The sequence below is a fragment of the Snodgrassella sp. W8132 genome, assembly GCF_016100865.1.
Lineage (GTDB): Bacteria > Pseudomonadota > Gammaproteobacteria > Burkholderiales > Neisseriaceae > Snodgrassella > Snodgrassella alvi.
Genome location: NZ_JACFRQ010000001.1, coordinates 862,508 through 879,159, shown reverse-complemented (window position 1 = coordinate 879,159; position 16,652 = coordinate 862,508). Strand labels below are relative to the sequence as shown.

The 16,652-nt window shown below is 37.6% G+C and carries 16 protein-coding genes and 1 tRNA gene; 4 read left to right on the top strand and 13 right to left on the bottom strand.

From position 1 onward, the window contains the following. The first annotated feature begins 18 nt into the window (after positions 1 to 18). Positions 19 to 600 carry a PilX N-terminal domain-containing pilus assembly protein gene (locus H3U82_RS03920; protein ID WP_078475571.1) on the top strand — a complete coding sequence of 194 codons (582 nt, stop codon included), beginning with the start codon at positions 19 to 21 and terminating at the stop codon, positions 598 to 600. A gap of 27 nt (positions 601 to 627) precedes the next feature. Further along, positions 628 to 1,083: a type IV pilin protein gene (locus tag H3U82_RS03915; RefSeq protein ID WP_078475572.1), complete on the top strand. Its 456-nt coding sequence runs from the start codon at positions 628 to 630 to the stop codon at positions 1,081 to 1,083. A gap of 131 nt (positions 1,084 to 1,214) precedes the next feature. Here H3U82_RS03915 and H3U82_RS03910 read toward each other — a convergent pair whose 3' ends face one another. Next, positions 1,215 to 1,616 carry a Spy/CpxP family protein refolding chaperone gene (locus tag H3U82_RS03910; RefSeq protein WP_037393265.1) on the bottom strand — a complete coding sequence of 134 codons (402 nt, stop codon included), beginning with the start codon at positions 1,614 to 1,616 and terminating at the stop codon, positions 1,215 to 1,217. A gap of 117 nt (positions 1,617 to 1,733) precedes the next feature. On the opposite strand from H3U82_RS03910, the gene rpe reads away from it, so the two are divergent. Further along, positions 1,734 to 2,429, top strand: a complete 696-nt coding sequence (gene rpe, locus H3U82_RS03905) for a ribulose-phosphate 3-epimerase (RefSeq protein ID WP_078475573.1) — start codon at positions 1,734 to 1,736, stop codon at positions 2,427 to 2,429. Between the two features lie 151 nt (positions 2,430 to 2,580). On the opposite strand, the gene polA is transcribed toward rpe, so the two are convergent. The 3 genes from polA to H3U82_RS03890 form a co-directional block, all read right to left on the bottom strand. Then, a complete protein-coding gene (polA, locus tag H3U82_RS03900) occupies positions 2,581 to 5,376 on the bottom strand; it encodes a DNA polymerase I (protein ID WP_198209313.1) in 2,796 nt (931 codons plus the stop codon). Between the two features lie 557 nt (positions 5,377 to 5,933). Further along, positions 5,934 to 6,464, bottom strand: a complete 531-nt coding sequence (locus H3U82_RS03895) for an inorganic diphosphatase (protein ID WP_084587364.1) — start codon at positions 6,462 to 6,464, stop codon at positions 5,934 to 5,936. A 169-nt stretch (positions 6,465 to 6,633) separates the two neighbouring features. Then, complete coding sequence (locus H3U82_RS03890; protein ID WP_198209311.1) at positions 6,634 to 7,629, bottom strand: SHOCT domain-containing protein; 996 nt, start codon at positions 7,627 to 7,629, stop codon at positions 6,634 to 6,636. A gap of 208 nt (positions 7,630 to 7,837) precedes the next feature. Here H3U82_RS03890 and H3U82_RS03885 point away from each other — a divergent pair, with 208 nt between their 5' ends. After that, positions 7,838 to 8,491, top strand: a complete 654-nt coding sequence (locus H3U82_RS03885) for a LexA family transcriptional regulator (protein ID WP_198209309.1) — start codon at positions 7,838 to 7,840, stop codon at positions 8,489 to 8,491. Between the two features lie 288 nt (positions 8,492 to 8,779). Here the strand turns inward: H3U82_RS03885 and H3U82_RS03880 are convergent. The 9 genes from H3U82_RS03880 to H3U82_RS03840 form a co-directional block, all read right to left on the bottom strand. Further along, positions 8,780 to 8,855, bottom strand: a tRNA-Lys gene (locus H3U82_RS03880). Positions 8,856 to 8,972: 117 nt separating this feature from the next. After that, the gene (gene serS, locus H3U82_RS03875) at positions 8,973 to 10,265 is read right to left on the bottom strand and encodes a serine--tRNA ligase (protein WP_198209307.1); all 1,293 of its coding nucleotides are present in this window, start codon (positions 10,263 to 10,265) and stop codon (positions 8,973 to 8,975) included. Positions 10,266 to 10,374: 109 nt separating this feature from the next. Continuing rightward, positions 10,375 to 11,418, bottom strand: coding sequence for an anthranilate phosphoribosyltransferase (gene trpD / locus H3U82_RS03870; protein WP_198209305.1), 1,044 nt, complete (start codon positions 11,416 to 11,418; stop codon positions 10,375 to 10,377). A gap of 45 nt (positions 11,419 to 11,463) precedes the next feature. Continuing rightward, positions 11,464 to 12,033, bottom strand: a complete 570-nt coding sequence (locus tag H3U82_RS03865) for an aminodeoxychorismate/anthranilate synthase component II (protein ID WP_198209303.1) — start codon at positions 12,031 to 12,033, stop codon at positions 11,464 to 11,466. 60 nt (positions 12,034 to 12,093) lie between these two features. Further along, the gene (locus H3U82_RS03860) at positions 12,094 to 13,731 is read right to left on the bottom strand and encodes a phospholipase D family protein (RefSeq protein ID WP_198209301.1); all 1,638 of its coding nucleotides are present in this window, start codon (positions 13,729 to 13,731) and stop codon (positions 12,094 to 12,096) included. Between the two features lie 58 nt (positions 13,732 to 13,789). Then, entirely contained in the window at positions 13,790 to 15,268 is a 1,479-nt protein-coding gene (ubiD, locus tag H3U82_RS03855; RefSeq protein ID WP_174833388.1) for a 4-hydroxy-3-polyprenylbenzoate decarboxylase, read from the bottom strand. Positions 15,269 to 15,286: 18 nt separating this feature from the next. Further along, the gene (gene pth / locus H3U82_RS03850) at positions 15,287 to 15,862 is read right to left on the bottom strand and encodes an aminoacyl-tRNA hydrolase (RefSeq protein ID WP_174833389.1); all 576 of its coding nucleotides are present in this window, start codon (positions 15,860 to 15,862) and stop codon (positions 15,287 to 15,289) included. 34 nt (positions 15,863 to 15,896) lie between these two features. Next, the gene (locus H3U82_RS03845) at positions 15,897 to 16,193 is read right to left on the bottom strand and encodes an RnfH family protein (protein ID WP_232335892.1); all 297 of its coding nucleotides are present in this window, start codon (positions 16,191 to 16,193) and stop codon (positions 15,897 to 15,899) included. After that, on the bottom strand, positions 16,183 to 16,617 hold the full coding sequence (locus tag H3U82_RS03840; RefSeq protein ID WP_025330693.1) for a type II toxin-antitoxin system RatA family toxin: 435 nt from the start codon (positions 16,615 to 16,617) through the stop codon (positions 16,183 to 16,185). The genes H3U82_RS03845 and H3U82_RS03840 overlap by 11 nt, the downstream gene beginning before the upstream one ends. Positions 16,618 to 16,652 lie beyond the last annotated feature (35 nt).

Here is a 16,652-nt window from a genome sequence, read left to right as displayed (position 1 = left end):
CTGGAAATCGTTGCAGACATGAAAATTAAAAATAAAACCTTACAATCCAGTCAGTCTGGTTTTGCATTATTTTTAGTGCTGATTATGATGATAGTTATTGCTTTTCTTGTAGTAGTAACTATGCAAAGTACATCGATGGATACGCGAACCAGTGCTAATGATAGCGATCATCAGCTTGCATTTCAAAACGCACAGCTTGGTTTGGCTGATGCTGAAAAGAAAATTAGTGAGTGGCCTGGTTTAAAGACAGCACAGCAATTTAACTGTGATTGTAAAGCAGGATTATGTGCAGCAAAAGGAATAGATCCGGCAAAAGTAAACAGCAAAATAGCTAAAGTTGAACCCTGTACTGATTTAAAGGAAGTTTGGAAACGGTCTGGAGTATTTACAGATATAAAAGATAGTGATCCATCATTCAAATATCCAGATAAGCAAGATGAGAAGGCCGAGTACCGTTATGTAATTGAATATTTAGGGCCTGATACTAAAGCGGGAGTAGGGTATTATATATTCCGAATTACTGCAAAAGGCTGGGGACAAAATGCTTCAACTTCAAGTATTATTGAAGAAACTATTCAAGCCGCTTTATATGATTATTAATATAAAGATTTACATCTGGAAAAATGCATGAAAAAATATCAAAATGGTTTCTCTTTGATTGAGCTAATGGTGGTAGTTGCAATTATGGGGATTTTGACTGCCTTAGCTATACCGGTTTATAGTAGCTATATTGAGAAAGCAGATTTAACAGATGCTACTACTACACTAGCCAATATCAATCAGGATATAGCACAAACAAAACTAAAACTATTTAATAGAAATTTACTAAAAAATGATCTCGATTTATCAATTAAGAATCAACTGACCAAAAATGGTAATGTAGACAAAAAATATGAAATTGGAGGTACATGTAGTACAACTGATGATTGCACAAAATTTCGTTTATATGCAGAACCCAAAAATGGTGTCCATTTAAAAAAATCAGTTTGGATGAGTAATGACTCTAGTACTTACATTTGTAATACAAAATCTGTAAAAAGTATTACAGATCCATCTCAAAATTCTTTGTGTAGCAGGCAATAAGCATTTATATATCGTATTAATATACTTTATTTTATGAAACACTATTAAGTTAAATCTGAATTCATATAATTGATTTATTTAAAATAATATTTAATTCAAATAGTTTTTCTATTCAGTACAAATTGATAGTTTTAACGTAAACAATTATTAATCCAGTTCTGTCTTTGCTGCTGATTTAAAACTTGCAAAAACTCATATTGTACTTTTAATTCATCTATATCTTGTTGTATACGAGGCATATAATAGTTCAACACATAGCGTTTTGCTTCAGTTTCATCAAATTTTGGTTTCATCAGAATCTGTGTTAATTGCTCACTTTTACGTTTATTGTTTGCGGTATGCTGCAAATTAGTGTCCTGATTTCGTTTGTACTGCATTCTGATAAGCCTAAGCCTTGTTTTTTGCATTTGAGTTAATTCAAGCTTGCGTAAGTCACAATTAATCTGACCCGAGGCAAAAGTAGAAAAAGTAAATGTTAATAAAACAAAACCGGCACAATAGCGGGCTATTTTTTGCCAGTATGAAAATATCATTTTGTTCTCCCTTTGATTTCTTTCAGTTATTATGAGTATACTTCAATAGCAGTCAAACACATATAATGGTAGTAAACTTGCGTAAATAATATAATTTATTATAGATAATATTTTAATATGAATAAGTTAACGAAACCGGATTTTTATATTGCTCCTAGTATTTTATCAGCAGATCTTGCCTGTTTGGGCAATGAAATTGCTTCCGTAATTAACAGTGGAGCAGACTGGATTCACTTTGATGTTATGGATAATCATTATGTGCCAAATCTTACGTTTGGTCCTATGGTTTGTCAGGCAATAAAACCATATGCTTCTGTTCCCATCGATGTACATTTAATGGTAGAACCAGTTGATGAGATGATTAATGCTTTTGCAAAAGCCGGTGCGGATATTATTACTTTTCATCCCGAAGCAAGTAAGCATGTAGATAGAAGTTTAAATCTAATAAAAACAGCCGGGTGTCAAGCAGGGGTAGTATTAAATCCGGCTACGCCAATAAGCGTATTGGAAGAAATATTAAATAAAGTAGATATCATATTACTGATGTCGGTTAATCCTGGTTTTGGCGGGCAAAGTTTTATTCCTTCCATATTAAAAAAAATACGTAAGGTTAGGGCTGTAATTGATGAATATACTCGTGAAAGTAAAAGATCTATCCGATTAGAAGTAGATGGCGGAATAAAAATTGATAATATTGCTCAGATAGCAGCAGCAGGAGCAGACACATTTGTTGCAGGCTCTGCAATTTTTGGCCATAGCGATTATTCCAGGCAGATTTCTGCTATGCGTGCACAATTAGCTGAAATAAAATAAGTTAGTTATTTAGCATTTAATTAATATGTTAATATTTTGATATATTCTGCCATAAAAATATAGTTTTTATTGTTAATTTTTAAAAAGGTAGCCTGATAAATTTCAGACTACCTTTTATTATTAATCCTGGTATTTCAAATAGAGTATTCCATTAATGAGCCTCATCCCAATTATGCCCATATCCGACATCAGCAATTAATGGAACTTTTAATTTAGCCACATTTGCCATTAATTGAGGCAAATGTGTTTGTACAGATGGCAACTCATATTCAGGTACCTGTAATACTAGCTCATCATGTACCTGCATAATCAGTTTGGTTTGCATTTTTTCCTGATTAAGCCATTTATATACAGCAATCATGGCTCGTTTAATTAAATCAGATGCCGTCCCTTGCATCGGAGCATTTATCGCAGCTCTGAATGCTCCAGCGCGTTCGTTAGCATTTGTGCTTTTTAAACCAGGCAGATAAAGACGACGTCCGAATAAGGTTTCTACATACCCATGCTGTAATGCTTGTTCTTTAGTTTTTTCCATATATTCGTGTACACCCGGATATCGGTTAAAGTAACGTGATATAAAGTGTTGCGCAGCCTGCAATTCAATTCCTAATGATTTGGCCAGGCCATATTCACTCATACCATAGATTAAACCAAAGTTAATGGTTTTAGCATAACGACGTTGTTCTGCGGTTATTTGTTCCTGATTTGTCGCAAAAATTTCTGCTGCTGTACGCTTATGAATGTCCTCATCATGCTGAAAGGCATCAATTAAGGTAAAATCATTAGAAAGATGAGCCATAATCCTTAGCTCAATCTGAGAGTAATCCGCAGAAACAATAAACTGGTCGGGTGGGGCGATAAAACTTTTACGAATACGCCGTCCTTCTTCAGTACGTACCGGAATATTCTGTAAATTTGGATTATTACTGGCCAGACGACCTGTAATAGCGACAGCCTGAGCATAGGTAGTATGTACACGACCGGTATTCGGATTAATTAGTTGCGGTAATTTATCTGTATAAGTGGATTTTAATTTAGCCAGACTACGTGTTTGTAAAATAAGCTTGGGTAGGGGATAATCTGCTGCAAGCTTTTCCAGCACGGTTTCATTGGTAGAAATACCTCCGGATGAAGTTTTTTTCAGGCCGGAAGTAGGGATTCCCATTTTTTCAAACAGAATAGACTGAAGCTGTTTGGGTGAGTTTAAATTAAAAGGCTGTCCTGCCAGTTGATATGCCTGTTCTTCGAGTCGAACCAATTCAGTACCAAGCTCATGGCTTTGCTGAGCCAGTTCCTGACGATCTATTAGCACTCCGGTGCGCTCCATGTTATAAAGTATGTTCTCTACAGGGATTTCGAGATTACGATATAACTCAAGTTGCGCTGTATCCATCTGTTTTCTTAGTAAAATTTCAAGGCGAAAACAAACATCCGCATCTTCTGCTGCGTAATTAACGGCATCTTCAAGCGCGACATCAGCAAAACTGATTTGTTTTGCTCCTTTGCCACATAAATCTTCATAATGAATAGTTTGCCAGTTCAGATGACGAAGTGCCAATTCATCAAGACCATGGCCTAAATGGCTTTCAATTATATAAGAAGCCAGCATTGAGTCACCGGTAATTCCCTGTAAATTAATCTTATAGTTAGCCAGAACATGTTGATCATATTTAATATTTTGACCAATTTTTTCGGGTATATCTGCTTCCAGATAAGGTTTCAGGGTAGCAAGCACAGTTTCAATAGGTAAATGCTCACTAATTACTGCCGGGCTGTGTCCGACAGGTATATAAAATGCTGTTCCTGGCTCTAGAGCGATACTGATACCGACAAGATGCGCATTCATCGCATCCAGGCTATCTGTTTCTGTATCCAGAGCAATAACTTTAGCGTTGTCTAATTGTTGTTGTAATTTATTTAATTGTTCAATTGTGGTAATAGCTGAATAGTTTTTGGGTATATTTCTGATTTGTTCAGTTTCTGCTGTATTTTCTATAATTTTAGTATCAGTACTATTATCATCGGTTTCAAAATCACTAAACAGATCATTAGCAGGCTGAGAAGTTTCGTTCGTATTCTCGTGACAATGATTTTGTGCTTCTTTTAACCAGCTTTTGAAACCAAGTTGCTTGAATTGTGAAATTAATTCTGTCCAATTCGGAGTTTTTCGCTGTAAATCTTCAATTCCGTGCGGTAACTCATGACGTAAATCTACATCAGTTTTAATAGTAATTAATTGATAGGACAGAGGCAATTTTGATGATGCAATTCTGAGATTTTCACCAACTTTACCTTTAATTTCATTAGTATGTTCAATTATATTTTGTAATGAACCATATTCCTGCAGCCATTTAACCGCTGTTTTAGGACCGCATTTTTCTACACCGGGTACATTATCAACTTTATCACCAATCAGACTAAGATAGTCTATTATCTGGTGCGGTTTTACGCCAAATTTATTAATTACACCTTCTATATCAAGCTTTTCATTGTTCATGGTATTGACAAGCGTAATTTGGCTGTTAACCAGCTGAGCCATGTCTTTATCACCAGTAGAAATAATAACCTGATAACCGGCTTGTTCTGCAGAATGAGCTAAGGTACCAATTACATCATCTGCCTCAACACCTTTGACAGATAAGACCGGCCAGCCCATTAATTTCACTAATTCTGGTAACGCTTCAGCTTGTGGTCTAAGTTCTTCTGGCATCGGCGGACGATTAGCTTTATATTCAGGATAAAGCTGATGGCGAAAATTTTCGCCTTTAGCATCAAATATACAACAAGCATAATCATGTGGTGTATCTAAGCGCAAACGCCGTAACATATTTAGTACGCCATATAAAGCGCCTGTTGGCATACCTGTTGGACTGGTTAATGGCGCAAGAGCATGAAATGCCCGATATAAATAAGATGAACCATCTACCAGTAATAGTTTTTTTTGCATAATTATTCCAGAAATATCAATTCTTACTTACACATTCATTATTAGAAGCAAGAAACAGATGTTAGATATAAAGCCTCAATTAATATGTATTTTACGATAAAAATATCATCAGTAATTTAAAACTGTGATTGAATTAGCCAAGTATTATCGAACGAAGCTTTAAACAGATTTAATTTCGCATAATATATATTATGTTAAATTTTAGTATTATATTTAGCTAGTAATAAATATCAATAACAACCTGACTGCCCTAATATATTAAACTTAATATCGTTGACTTGTTTTAGCATTCTGTTTGCAATGAGCACTGCTTCCTGCATCTATCCTTGCATTTCTATCATCTTTATAAGCCTTTGCTATACAAATACTGGACGCATGCCCTATTGCGATCTGTTTACATTTTATTGTCTGTTAACTTGTAGCATTTATCCACTAGTAATCTTCTTTAAAGAAATTAAGTTATTGTATTTAAAATTTTGCTGCGATATCTGAATATACCAAACTTCAAATTTCGCAGCACTCTAATATATTATGGTTACATAAATTGTATGTTTAAATTATTTTTGTTTCCAGCGTTGCTGAGATTCACGAATAACACTTTTTGCCTCTTCTATATCGCCCCAATGTGTTACTTGAGTTGTACCGGCCTTTTTTAAATCTTTATAATGGTTAAAATGAAATTCAATTTGTTTTATTAATTGTGCTGGTAAGTCGGCCAGTGTTTGAATTGCATTACCATTATTGCGATCGTCGGCCGGTACAACAACAATTTTGTCATCAACTTCGCCATCATCAACAAATTTCATAACGCCAATAATTCTGGCTTCCAGATAAATACCAGTAGTCAATGGCTGATCGGTAATGATTAATGCATCCAGTTCATCACCATCTTCATCCAGTGTTTGCGGTATGAACCCATAGTTGGTTGGTTTAGCAAAAATCACAGGTTCAACGCGATCCAGTTTCATGGTAGCCAGTTTTCTGTCCCATTCTATTTTATGGTTTGATCCGGCCGGAATTTCAACTACTACATTAATAATACCGCCGTCTACATTACCAGCATCCAGAATCTGATTAAAATCTGCCATAATTAAATGTCCTGCTTTAAAGTTTAAGTAGGCGTATTGTAAACAATGGTTTTTTGTTTGCCCATATTTTATTTAAATTTTTACCGGGTAAAAACAATTCATAGCTATTCGTATTCGAAAGTTTTTACTAAAAGGCAAACTATGATTAAGTTTGCCTTTTGGATTAAAACTAGATTTTATAGCCGTTCAGCTCTTTGATTTTGCTTTCAGATTTTTTAATGACACAATTATCATAATTTATTTGAGTTTCAGTTAGATTCTGGGCTGTTGGTCTGGAAAGGCAATATTGATTTACCTCATCAGACCACTGTTCAAATGTCTGATTCAGGTTCTGTTGTATATCTTCCGGAATTGTTGACCAGGTTAAATTCACTCTTTTTAATGCGTCAGTTGCCATTTTATCCATTTGAGCAGTTTTTTCCTGTTTAATATCAGCCAGAGAGGATGTCTGTTCATCCAGTAAACTTTGTGCCCGGCTATTTAGCATCATGGTTTCGCAATACTGATTAGCTACCTGTTGTGCTAATGGTGTGCTGTAACCTGATAAAGAACAGTTAGCTGCTAATGCAGTGCTATCCCAATCTTTCTGTTCTTGCTGTACTGTAGCTTTGAAATCAGGATCAAGACCAGCCCATACAGAGCGTAAATTAGCTACCGCATTAGCACGCTCTTGCTGAAATTTAATCAATAGTTTATTGAGTTCTTCTGGCGTTTTTTTATTAAGATTCAAACCTGTTTCATCTGTGTCTGCTTCCGAGGTTGTATCACTGGGTTGCTGGGCATTCACTGTGATAACACTACTGGCCATACTGGCTGAAAGAGTACTCCGGTCATTAACAGAGGGGGTATTTGCTCTATTGCTGAAGAAAATAAAAAACATTGCTACAAGTATAATTATTCCAATCATGATAATTAAAATAATCTTGACACTGTTACTGTGAGATTGCTGATTTTGAATTTGAGCAGGCTGTTCTATAAATACTGGGATTGATTCATCCTGAGATTCTACAGATTCTGGGAAGGATGTATTTGTATTTATAGGCTGTTGTTCTTGATTTGATAAGAGTAAAGCTTTTTGAGCTTCATACTCTTCTTTAGTAATCGCTCCTTTTTCAAGCAAATCGAATAATGCTTCCAATTCTTCAGTTACAGAAGATTTATCCATACCCTAACCCTTTAATGTAGACTGTTAATATATAAAGGTTATAACATAAATTAAAGATTTATTTATAGCAAATTTTTATTTGTTTCTGGTATCCGGGTTTTAGTTTTACGATGATTTCTATCAAAAATAATATTATAACCAAACTATTTAAAGGTATTTAAATACTAATTTAATCAGTACAATAGTGCCTTTATTTTAAGGTAATAATATGAATGGCTTAAATGAACGCTTAAAAAAAGCGCGGTTAGAAAAAGGAATAAGTCAAAAGGAATTAGCAACCAGAATTGGCAGATCCCAGTCGGCAATTGCAGCCCTTGAATCAGGACGCAATAAAGAAAGTACAAATATTGCAACAATTGCACAGGTACTTGGTGTCGACCCTGTATGGTTGGAAACTGGTAATGGACAAATGAAAAATGCTTATAAATCAGATGAAATGATTTATGAGAATCAAGCACGAAACGGATTTATTCAATTCAAGAAGATTGACTTATTCGCAGACTCTGAAAACGAAATAAGATTGGTTGAAATTTCAGAAGAATGGGTCAGGAAAAACATAGGTAATGATTTTAAAAATACTTTTATAATTACTGCTCCAGATGATTCTATGTATCCAACTTTTTCTAATGGGGATTTGTTATTTGTAAATATTGCAATTAAATGTCATCGTGGCGATGGTGTATATCTGATTGCTACACCGAAGAGTCTGCTTGTTAAGCGTATACAAGCAACGATTTGCGGTGATTTAAAAATAATAAGTGATAACAAAAATTATGCCCAAGAAATCATTTCACCTGCAAAGCTGAAATCTATACATATTTATGGAAAGATTGAAGCTGCTTTTGCATTCAAAACTTTGTAATAGAACTTTATTAACACAAAAGCCTTGATTTAAGGCATAAATAGGCAAGCTAGCTGATGCAGAATAGAGTCTCGATGTATGAGCTAAAAGCAATGGTAGGATTGCAATTACTGGAAATGTTGCAGAAGTACGCTCATCTGGACAATGATCATTTACACGCACACGCAGCTAAGATTGACAGCCTCATGCAAATTGCATGTCAAAAAAATGGCAAAAACAGAAATTCAATGGACTATTCATTAACACTTAAACAGTCCTGTAACCTATTGAATATAATGGGTTAGTTTGTGGTGGGTCGTCAGGGGATCGAACCCTGGACAAATGGATTAAGAGTCCACTGCTCTACCAACTGAGCTAACGACCCAATAGGATTGCTGATTATACGCGTCTTTACACTGAAGGGCAATATTTAATACGGTGGTGTATAAATATTGCCCTTAGTAAAATTTTGATAAATTAAGATTCAATAAATCGTTGATATTTATGCGCGTAATACGCTCAATCCACCGAGATAAGGCTGTAAAGCCTCTGGAATATTAATGCTTCCATCCTCATTCTGATGATTTTCCAGTAATGCTACCAAAGCTCTGCCAACTGCCAGGCCTGAACCATTTAATGTATGTACCAGCTGATTTTTGCCGTCATTATCTTTAAATCTTGCTTGCATACGCCGTGCCTGGAAATCTTCGCAGTTTGAGCAGCTGGAAATTTCCCGATAAGTGTTTTGTGCAGGTACCCATACCTCCAGATCATAGGTTTTAGCGGCGCTAAATCCCATATCACCTGTACAGAGAACAATTACCCGATATGGTAATTCCAAAAGCTGAAGAATTTTTTCGGCGTGACCAACCATTTCTTCCAGAGCAGCATAAGAATTTTCCGGTCGCTGAATCTGCACCATTTCTACTTTGTCAAACTGATGCTGCCGAATCAGTCCGCGTGTATCTTTACCGTAGGAACCGGCCTCAGAACGGAAACATGGTGAGTGTGCTGTGAGTTTTTTAGGTAATTCATCTTTGCTCAGAATACGTTCACGCACGGTATTAGTCAGGGTAATTTCTGCGGTTGATATCAGATATTGCTCCTGTGTATTTTCTTCGCCTCCGCAGCTTACTTTATACATATCTTCAGCAAACTTAGGTAATTGTCCGGTACCTAACAGAATTTCAGGATTAACAATATAAGGGGTGTAATGTTCTGTATAACCATGCTGCTGAGTATGGGTATCAAGCATAAATTGTGCCAGTGCACGATGCAGGCGAGCTATCGGACCTCGCATTAATGAGAATCTTGCTCCGGATAGCTCTGAGCCGGTTTTGAAATCTAAGCCTAACGGTTCACCTAAATCAACATGATCCTTAATTTCAAAATTAAATTGTCTTGGCGTACCGAATCGGCGGATTTCGATGTTGTCATTCTCATCTTTGCCCACAGGAACGTCACTATGCGGTAGATTCGGAATTGTCAGGATCAAATTATTAATTTGATTTTGTATGGTTTGGTAGTCCTGATCAACCTTTTCCAGTTCGGTCTTGATTTGGGCAACTTCAACCATTGTCTGGTTAGCTTCATCATGTTTGCCCTGACCTTTTAGTGCACCAATCTGCTTGGAAAGATTATTGCGTTTAGATTGCAACTCTTCTGTGCGTATTTGTAATTGTTTACGCTGTTGTTCCAGTCGGGTGAAAGTTTCGGTATCCAGATTAAAACCACGAGTCTGTAATTTTTCCGCAATACTGTTGATATCCTGACGGAGTAATTGAATGTCTAGCATAATAATATAGTGTGTTTAGTGACAGATTATAGCCATTATTGTAAACGATTCATTGCTAAAATGAATGCATACAAATTTTATTTAGCTTATAAGCTGGGTTTATTTAATGTTAGCTATTTGACAGGTTAGCCAATTGTTGTGTTTTTTGGATAAATTCTGTTTGTTTCGCTTTTGCCTTACCAGAATCTATGGCGGTAATGGCTAAATCAACACCCTCTTCTAATGAAGAAGTTATGTCTGCCGCATAGATTGCAGCAGCTGCATTGAGCACGACTATATCACGGCAAGGTCCTTTTTCTCCGTTTAATACGCTATTCATGATATGCAGCGATTCTTCACTATTGGCCACTTTTAAAGGTTTTAAGTCTTCAATTACCGGCATGTCAAACTGAGCCGGATGGATATCGTATTCCATGATAGTGCCATTTTTTAATTCAGCTATGCGGGTTGTGCCGGTAAGTGTAATTTCATCCAGTCCGTCACTTCCATGAACAACTAAAACATGTTTGCTGCCAAGCTGTTTCAGCACACGAGATAAAATCCCGACCAGATCAATATGGAATACCCCTAAAACCTGCTTGGATGCTGTTGCCGGATTGGTTAATGGTCCTAGTATATTAAAGACTGTACGTACGCCTAATGCCCGACGTACGGGAGCTACATAACGCATGCTGTTATGATGATTTGGCGCATACATAAATCCGACACCAAGCTGATCGATACACTCTCCTACTTGTTCAGGAGCTAATTCCAGTGCAGCACCCATGGCTTCAATGATGTCAGCAGAGCCACTTGAAGAAGATACGGAACGTCCTCCATGTTTGGCTACTTTTGCTCCTGCTGCTGCAACTACAAACATGCTGGTTGTAGATATGTTGAATGTATGTGCGTTGTCTCCACCCGTCCCAACGATATCGACTAGATGTTCACGCTGCTGTACAGGTACCTTAGTTGAGAATTCGCGCATAACGGTTGCCGCAGCCGCGATTTCCGATACGCTTTCTACTTTAATACGTAATCCGATTAAAATAGCAGCTATGACTTCAGGCGCCACTTCTCCGTTCATTATCTGGCGCATTAAATCTGTCATTTCATCATAGAATAATTCATTGTTGTCCAGTAAACGATTAAGTGCCTGTTGCGGCGTTATCATGATAATTCTTTCTAAAATATAACTATTTTTAAAAATTTTACTTTATTAGTTATGCTGTTGCAGAAAATTGTGCAACATTGCATAACCATTTTCGGTAAGCAACCCTTCAGGATGAAACTGAACACCTTCGACAGGCAGAGTTTTATGTCTGATACCCATAATTTCGTTGTCATCAGTCCAAGCAGTTATTTCGAGACAATCGGGTAAAGTTTCCTTTTCTATAACCAGACTATGGTATCGGGTACAATTCACCGGATTAGGCAGGTTATTGAAGAGGGAGTTATTGTAATGGTAGACGGGTGAAATTTTACCATGCATAATTTTTTTGGCACGTACTATATTTCCGCCAAAAGCATAAGCTATACTCTGATGTCCCAGACAAATACCCAGTATCGGTATTGTGTGTGCAAAATGTTTAATGGTATCAACAGAAATACCAGCTTCTCTGGGTGTGCATGGACCCGGACCGATGACAATTTTATCCGGAGCCAGTCTGCTAATATCTTGCAGTGTAATTTCATCATTATGCTTAACAATTACGTTTTCGCCCAGTTCGCCAAGGTATTGCACTATGTTAAAGGTAAAACTATCGTAATTATCTATAAACAAAAGCATTGGCAATACCTTTTAAAAGAAATATCAAGTTGTGAACAAATGAGAGATGGCTAAAACTGGTTAAAGTAAACTTTCCAGTGGGAGTAAGGAGAGCATTTTTACCCAGACACGCTGCCAAAAAGTAGTATCCGGTTCATGATGATAAACCTTTGTTTGATTTTTGTCGTTGGTTTCTGTCCATTCCAGCTTGCCTTGTGGTGTTAGTTTTACCTGATAAGTAACATATGGCAATGCTTCATTAATCGCTTGATTCATAAATTGTGCCATTTCCGGAGACTGTATTACGACACCCATTTCTGTATTGAGTCGTGCCGAACGTGGATCAAAGTTTAATGAACCGATATATAGCTGTTGTCCATCGATGGTAAAAGTTTTAGCATGCAAGCTTGATTCGGAATTACCTGTAAAAGCACGGTCACGTGGTCCTTTTAAAAAGCCCTGATTTTTGAGTTCATAAATTTCTACACCTTCTTTTAACAGAGGTGTTCTATAGTGAGAATAACCAGAATGTACTGCTGCCACATCGGTTGCTGCTAAGGAGTTTGTGAGAATACGTATCTTCACACCCTCTTCTCGTAATTTTTGCAGATACTCAAGACCTGTTTGTGTGGGTACAAAATACGGAGTGATAACCAGTAAATCTTTTTGAGGTTCAACAACAGATGCGGCAAGTGCGTTCAGAGTCAGACTGGCTTTCTGGTATTTAATTACCGGTGGTTGTTCTGTATCCGGCTCAATTAAAAGATTATTGTCAGACTGGGTGGCATTTACTTTTCGCTTGTTTTTAGGCAGAGCTTTATCAGGATTATCACTTACCAGTATCAGGTGTGCCCATTGATAATCCAGTGATCCGTCTAATAACCGGTTGGCAAAATTGTCACGATTATAGGCATTATCATAACTATTGGCACGTAGATGATTGAAACTGCGATGTTTGAATATAGGCATGCTTGCCTGTAATTTAATATGGCGGGGATGAACTATACCGTTTAAAGGATATGACGAAGCACTGTTCCAGTAGCGGTCAAAATTGTTTGAAACCTGATTAACAATAGGGCCTATGGCGAGAATATCTAAATCTACAAAAAGTGTGCCTTTACCCATATCAAAATATTCATCACCAATATTCCGTCCGCCCAGAATAGTGGCCTGATTATCAGCCGTGATAGATTTATTATGCATACGCCGGTTCAGGCGGGCAAAATCTGTCATGTAGCTTAAAGCGCGCCAGTGCCGGTGCATAAAAGGGTTAAATAATCTGATTTCTATGTTGGGTTCTTGATTAACTGCTTTTAATATATTATCAAGGCCGACAGTATTATTGTCATCAAGCAGTAAGCGAACGTGTACACCACGCTGTGCAGCTAAAACTAATTCATGAAAAAGTAGCTGACCAGACGTATCGTTACGCCAGATATAGTACTGCACATCCAGACTGTGTTCTGCGGCGCGAACCAGAGCTATCCGCGCGGCGAATGCTTCATGTCCGTCATCAAGCGGATAAAGACCGGATAAACCTTTATGTTCGGATACAAGTGAAGCATTAGCATAGGCAAGAGAGGACGGAGTGTCGGCAGTAATATGTGTTTCAATACTACGCCCCTGTTGAGAAGGCAAGTTTTGGCAGGCCGCCAGAATAGAGACAAGACCCAGTTTCAGGCACCATGTACAGATACGATTTATATATTTACTTCCCATGTTTATGCCGTATATGCTGTTAAACTTAAACTTGTAAATTTATAGTGACTGAAAATTGTTATAAACCTAAATCTTGCCATATGGCATCAACTTTAGCTATGGTTGCCGGATTCTTGTGTATTACTTTACCCCATTCACGGTTTGTTTCTCCGGGCCATTTATTGGTTGCATCCAGACCCATTTTCCCGCCAAGTCCGCTAATCGGGCTAGCAAAATCCAGATAATCAATCGGTGTATGATCGATTAGTGTTGTATCCCGCACCGGATCCATACGTGTGGTAATTGCCCAGATTACTTCTTTCCAGTCTCTTATATTAATGTCATTATCTACTATAATAATATATTTTGTATACATAAACTGACGCAGGTAGCTCCAGCACCCCATCATTATTCTTTTGGCATGACCTGCATATTGTTTCTTTATGCTGACAACGGCCATGCGATATGAACAACCTTCCGGAGGCAGATAGAAATCAATAATTTCCGGAAATTGTTTTTGTAATAACGGGATAAACACTTCATTCAGAGCAACCCCCAGAATTGCCGGTTCATCGGGCGGCTTACCAGTATAAGTACTGTGATAAATGGCATTTTCGCGCATAGTAATGCGTTCTACGGTAAACACCGGGAAGTTATCCTGTTCATTATAATAACCGGTATGGTCTCCGTAAGGACCTTCCAGTGCTGTCTCATCCGGGTAAATAACTCCCTCAAGAATGATTTCTGCCCGGGCCGGAACATGCAAATCATTCCCGATGCATTTAACTAGCTCAGTACGCGATCCTCTTAATAAGCCGGCAAACTGATATTCACTGAGACTGTCTGGTACCGGGGTGACTGCTCCGAGGATGGTAGCAGGATCACAACCCAGTATGACTGATACAGGGTAAGGTTTGTTTGGATATTTTTGTTTAAAAGCCTGAAAATCCAGAGCACCGCCACGATGAGCAAGCCAGCGCATAATTAGTTTGTTTTTTTTCAGTAGTTGCTGTCGGTAAATGCCTAGATTCTGGCGTTTTTTTTCTGGGCCGCGTGTAACTGTTAAGCCCCAGGTAATTAGCGGAGCTGCATCTTCCGGCCAGCATTTTTGAATTGGCAATTGTGTTAAATCTACTTTATCACCTTCTAGAATAATTTCTTGACAAGGTGCTTTTTTGACGATATGCGGAGCCATGCTCCATAAATCTTTGAGTAAAGGTAATTTAGAAAAAGCATCTTTGAATCCTTTAGGAGGATCCGGCTCTTTCAGGTAAGCCAGTGTTTTACCTATTTCACGTAATTGACTGGTATCATCTGCCCCCATTCCCATGGCAACACGTTCTGGAGTACCAAAAAGATTAGCCAGAACAGGAAACTGGTATGTTGTTCCTGTCTGATTTATAGTATTTTCAAATAATAATGCCGGTCCCTGCTTTTGTAATACCCGGTCAGCAATTTCTGTTATTTCCAGATGAGGGGAAACTGATGTTTGAATTCGCTTTAATAATTGCTGCTGCTCAAGAACAGCAATGAATTCCCGCAAGTCACGATATTTCATAACACGATCTTTCAAATTTTACTTGCTGTGTAATTGTTGCTGCGCCCTGCCGAATTCTCCTTTTAGCAGCAGAGGTATAGCATTCAGAGATTTATGCAAAGCTTCGTCTATCAAAACTTTTTCTTCAGCCAATGGTTTATGCAATACATAATGAACAACAAGATTACGATCACCCGGATGACCAATACCTAGTCGTAGCCGGTAAAAATCTGCGGTGCCCAGCCAGGCCTGTATATCTTTTAGTCCGTTATGACCACCACTTCCTCCCCCTTTTTTAAACCTGATCTGGCCGCAGGGAATATCCAACTCATCATGAATTACCAGTATTTCCTCAGGTGATATTTTGAAGAATTTGGCTATAGATTGCACGGATGTGCCTGATTTGTTCATGTATGTGGAAGGCTTAAGCAGCCAGATTTCGTTTTCGGGTAAGTTAACTTTTGCTACTTGTCCAAAAAATTTTTTTTCTTCTTTTAAGCTGATTTTCCATAACCTGGCAAGTTCATCAACAAAATCAAAACCTATATTATGCCGTGTATGTTCATATTCTGTGCCCGGATTGCCCAAGCCAACTATTAGCCTGATATGAGACATGTATATTCCTCGGGAATTACAAACTGTTTAAAAGTTAACTAGAAAACGATTCTTTTTGCTTTGCACGCCGTCGCCGGTTTTCTTTCGGATCAATCAGTAACGGTCGGTAAACTTCAATTCGATCCCAATTGGATAATATATAATCATCATTAACTTTTTTACCGAATATACCAATGGGTGCTACATAGAAATCAGTTTGTGGAAATTTTTCTGGTAAATCTGACTGTAATAATGCCTGACGTGCACTGGTTCCTGCCGGAACTTTTCCCTGCCAGAGATGCTGATAATCAGTGGTGGCATATACTGCTTCAACAACAATTTCAGTCATCATAGCGTCTGTCTGCTTCCTTAATAAAAGCATCAACCAATGTTGTAGCGATAATGTTAAAGACCGGACCTATTAGTGCTGAAAGTACTGCATTGGAGAATTCATATTCCAGACGAAAATCGATTTTACAGCCCAGATCATCGATAGGAGTAAATTGCCAGATACCTTCCAGTTTACGAAAAGGACCATTAAGTAAACTCATCTGGATTTTATTTGGTCTTTGATTGATATTTCTGGTAGCAAATGACTGACGTATTTTCATATAATCCATGTACAATACTGCTTCCAGAGATTGTTCATCCCGTTTCAGAATATCCGTACGATTACACCAGGGTAAAAATTTAGGATAATCTTCAACTGTGTTGACCAGGTCAAATATGTGTTCAGCACTGTGTAGTACTAAAACGCTTTTTTCAACTGTTTTCATCATTATTGGATCAATAGTTTAACGGTGAGTTACCA